The sequence below is a fragment of the Pseudogemmobacter humi genome, assembly GCF_900609055.1.
GTDB lineage: Bacteria > Pseudomonadota > Alphaproteobacteria > Rhodobacterales > Rhodobacteraceae > Pseudogemmobacter > Pseudogemmobacter humi.
Window position 1 is genome coordinate 1 of record NZ_UXAW01000019.1, and the last position, 3,206, is coordinate 3,206.

3 protein-coding genes are annotated in these 3,206 nt (G+C 67.2%); all 3 read right to left on the reverse strand.

The window, feature by feature from the left end; all coding sequences use genetic code 11:
* Nucleotides 1-722, reverse strand: a 722-nt coding sequence (gene folD / locus XINFAN_RS00210; RefSeq protein WP_124084568.1) for a bifunctional methylenetetrahydrofolate dehydrogenase/methenyltetrahydrofolate cyclohydrolase FolD, incomplete at its 3' end; no start/stop codon positions are given.
* Between the two features lie 229 nt (nucleotides 723-951).
* Nucleotides 952-1,272: a chorismate mutase gene (locus XINFAN_RS00215; protein WP_124084570.1), complete on the reverse strand. Its 321-nt coding sequence runs from the start codon at nucleotides 1,270-1,272 to the stop codon at nucleotides 952-954.
* 248 nt (nucleotides 1,273-1,520) lie between these two features.
* Entirely contained in the window at nucleotides 1,521-3,197 is a 1,677-nt protein-coding gene (locus tag XINFAN_RS00220; protein ID WP_124084569.1) for a formate--tetrahydrofolate ligase, read from the reverse strand.
* Nucleotides 3,198-3,206 lie beyond the last annotated feature (9 nt).

Here is a 3,206-nt window from a genome sequence, read left to right on the forward strand (position 1 = left end):
GTCTTGCCGTCACGCTCGATGCGGTTGATGCCGACATCGATCACGGTGGCGCCGGGTTTCACCATGTCGCCGGTGATCATCTCGGGCCGGCCCACGGCGGCGACCAGGATATCGGCGCCGCGGCAGACCGCGGCCAGGTCTTTGGTGCGGCTATGCGCGATGGTCACGGTGCAGCTGTCGCCCAAGAGAAGCTGCGCCATCGGCTTGCCGACGATGTTCGAGCGCCCGACCACCACCGCGTTCAGCCCGGCCAGCTTGCCGTGATGGTCGCGCAGCATCATCAGACAGCCCAGAGGCGTGCAGGGCACCATCGACTTCTGCCCGGTGCCCAGAAGCCCGACGTTCGAGATATGGAACCCGTCCACGTCCTTCTCCGGCGCGATCCGGTTGATCGCGAGCTCCGAGTTCAGATGGCCGGGCAGCGGCAGCTGCACGAGGATGCCATGCACCGCGGGATCCGCGTTCAGCCGGTCGATCAGCGCCAGCAGATCGGCCTCGGAGGTGTCGGCGGGCAGTTTGTGCTCGAAGGAATTCATCCCCGAGGCCTTGGTCTGGATGCCCTTGTTCTTCACATAGACCGCCGAGGCCGGATCCTCGCCCACCAGCACCACCGCCAGCCCCGGCACGAGGCCGTGATCCGCCTTCAGCCGCGCCACATGGGCCGCGACCTGCTCGCGCACCTTCTCGGCAAAAGCCTTGCCGTCGATCACCTTCGCCGTCATCGCTTCATCCTCTTCAACCCGGGCGCGCGGCCCCTGAACATTCCTGCGCGCGCGCCGCCTGCGGGCCCTGCGCGCGCCGATCCCTCATTCCCGGGCGCAAGGCCCCTGCGCCGCCCGCCCGTTTCCGCCCCCGCCCGCGCGCCCTCCCGGCGGGCTCCTCCGCCCTCACGGGCGTCCTCGCCAGCGAAAAGGCCCGTAAGGGCCGCTGAGCGGGCCGGTCAGCCCGGCCTCATTCCTCCGGCTGGCGCCGCAGGCTGTCGGGGCCGAGATGGCTCTCCTCGCGGGCGATCGACCAGTCGATCAGCCGGCGCCAGAGCTTCTCGACCAGATCGGGCGGCAGCCCCTCGCGCAGCGCATGACGGCGCACATTGGCCACCACTTCCTCGACCCGCGATCCGATCCGCGCCGGCAGATCGGTCTCGGCCTTGATCCGCGCCGCGCGGTCGATATAGCGCGCCCGCTCGGCGAACAGCCGCACGAGATCCGTGTCGATCCGGTCGATCCCGGCCCTGATCTCACCCATCGTCCGGCAGTCTTCCGCCTCACGCATCTCCGGCTCATCCATCTCCGGCCCTCCCGAGGTTGCCATCCTGACTTAGGACAACCGCCCCGCAACCGGAAGACCCGAACGGCGCCCCCCGAAGCCGCCGCAATGCCGCTTCACCCTGATGGAAATACCCTGCGGGGTGCGCCGACGGAGTGCGCCACCGGTTCAGGCAACCGGAGGCGCGGGGCGGCCCGAAGGCCGCCGGTCCGGGGGGCAACCCCCCCGTTCCCGGGTCTCAGCCCGTCACGCCGTCAGAACAGCCCTTCGACATGGCCCGCCTCGTTCAGGCGGATGGTCTCGGCCGCCGGCACCCGCGGCAGGCCCGGCATGGTCATGATCTCGCCGCAGATCGCCACGACGAAGCCCGCACCCGCCGAAAGCCGCACTTCCCGCACCGGGATCGTATGGCCGGTCGGCGCGCCGCGCAGGTTGGGATCGGTCGAGAACGAATACTGCGTCTTCGCCATGCAGACCGGCAGATGGCCGTAGCCCGCCGCCTCCCAGGCCTTCAGCTGGTCGCGCACCGATTTGTCGGCGATCACCTCGCCGGCGTGATAGATGCGCTTGGCGATGGTCTCGATCTTGGCGAACAGCCCCATGTCGTCGGGGTAGAGCGGCGCGAAGTTCGACTGGCCGCCCTCGGCGAGTTCGACCACCTTCTTCGCCAGTTCCTCGATCCCGGCCGAGCCCTGCGCCCAGTGCTTGCACAGGATCGCTTCCGCGCCCTGCTCGGCGACATAGGCCTTCACGGCGGCCACTTCGGCATCGGTGTCCGAGTAGAAGTGGTTGATCGCCACCACCACCGGCACGCCAAAACCTTTCACATTGGCGATGTGACGGCCCAGATTCGGGCAGCCTTTTTGCACTGCTGCAACATTTTCGGCGCCCAGATCGGCCTTGGCCACGCCGCCGTTCATCTTCATCGCGCGCACGGTCGCCACGATCACCGCCGCCGCCGGCTTCAGACCGGCCTTGCGGCATTTGATGTCGAAGAACTTCTCGGCGCCAAGGTCCGCGCCGAAGCCGGCCTCGGTCACGACATACTCGCCCAGCTTCAGCGCGGTGCGCGTCGCAATCACCGAGTTGCAGCCATGCGCGATGTTGGCGAAGGGCCCGCCATGCACGAAGGCCGGGTTGTTCTCCAGCGTCTGCACGAGGTTCGGCTGCATCGCGTCCTTCAGCAGAACGGTCATCGCGCCGTCGGCCTTGATGTCGCGGCAATAGACCGGCTTCTTCTCGCGGGTATAGGCCACGATGATGTCGCCGAGCCGCTTTTGCAGGTCTTCCAGATCTTTCGAGAGGCACAGGATCGCCATGACTTCCGAGGCCACGGTGATGTCAAAGCCGGTCTGGCGCGGGAAGCCGTTCGACACGCCGCCGAGGCTGACCACCGCATCGCGCAGCGCGCGGTCGTTCATGTCCATCACCCGGCGCCAGGCGATGCGGCGCGCGTCGATGTCGAGCTCATTGCCCCAGTAGATGTGGTTGTCGATCATCGCCGACAGCAGGTTGTGCGCCGAGGTGATCGCATGGAAATCGCCGGTGAAATGGAGGTTCATCTCCTCCATCGGCACCACCTGGGCATAGCCGCCGCCCGCGGCGCCGCCCTTCATCCCGAAGTTCGGGCCGAGGCTCGCCTCGCGGATGCAGATCACCGCCTTCTTGCCGATCCGGTTCAGACCGTCGCCCAGACCCACCGTGGTGGTGGTCTTGCCCTCGCCCGCGGGCGTCGGGTTGATCGCGGTGACGAGAATCAGCTTGCCATCGGGCTTGCCTTCCAGCGAGCGGATGAAATCCTGCCCGACCTTCGCCTTGTCATGCCCGTAGGGCAGCAAATGCTCCGAAGGAATCCCAAGCTTCGACCCGATCTCCTGGATCGGCCGCTTCTGCGCTTCTCGAGCGATCTCAATATCAGACTTGAAAGACATGTGGCTCTC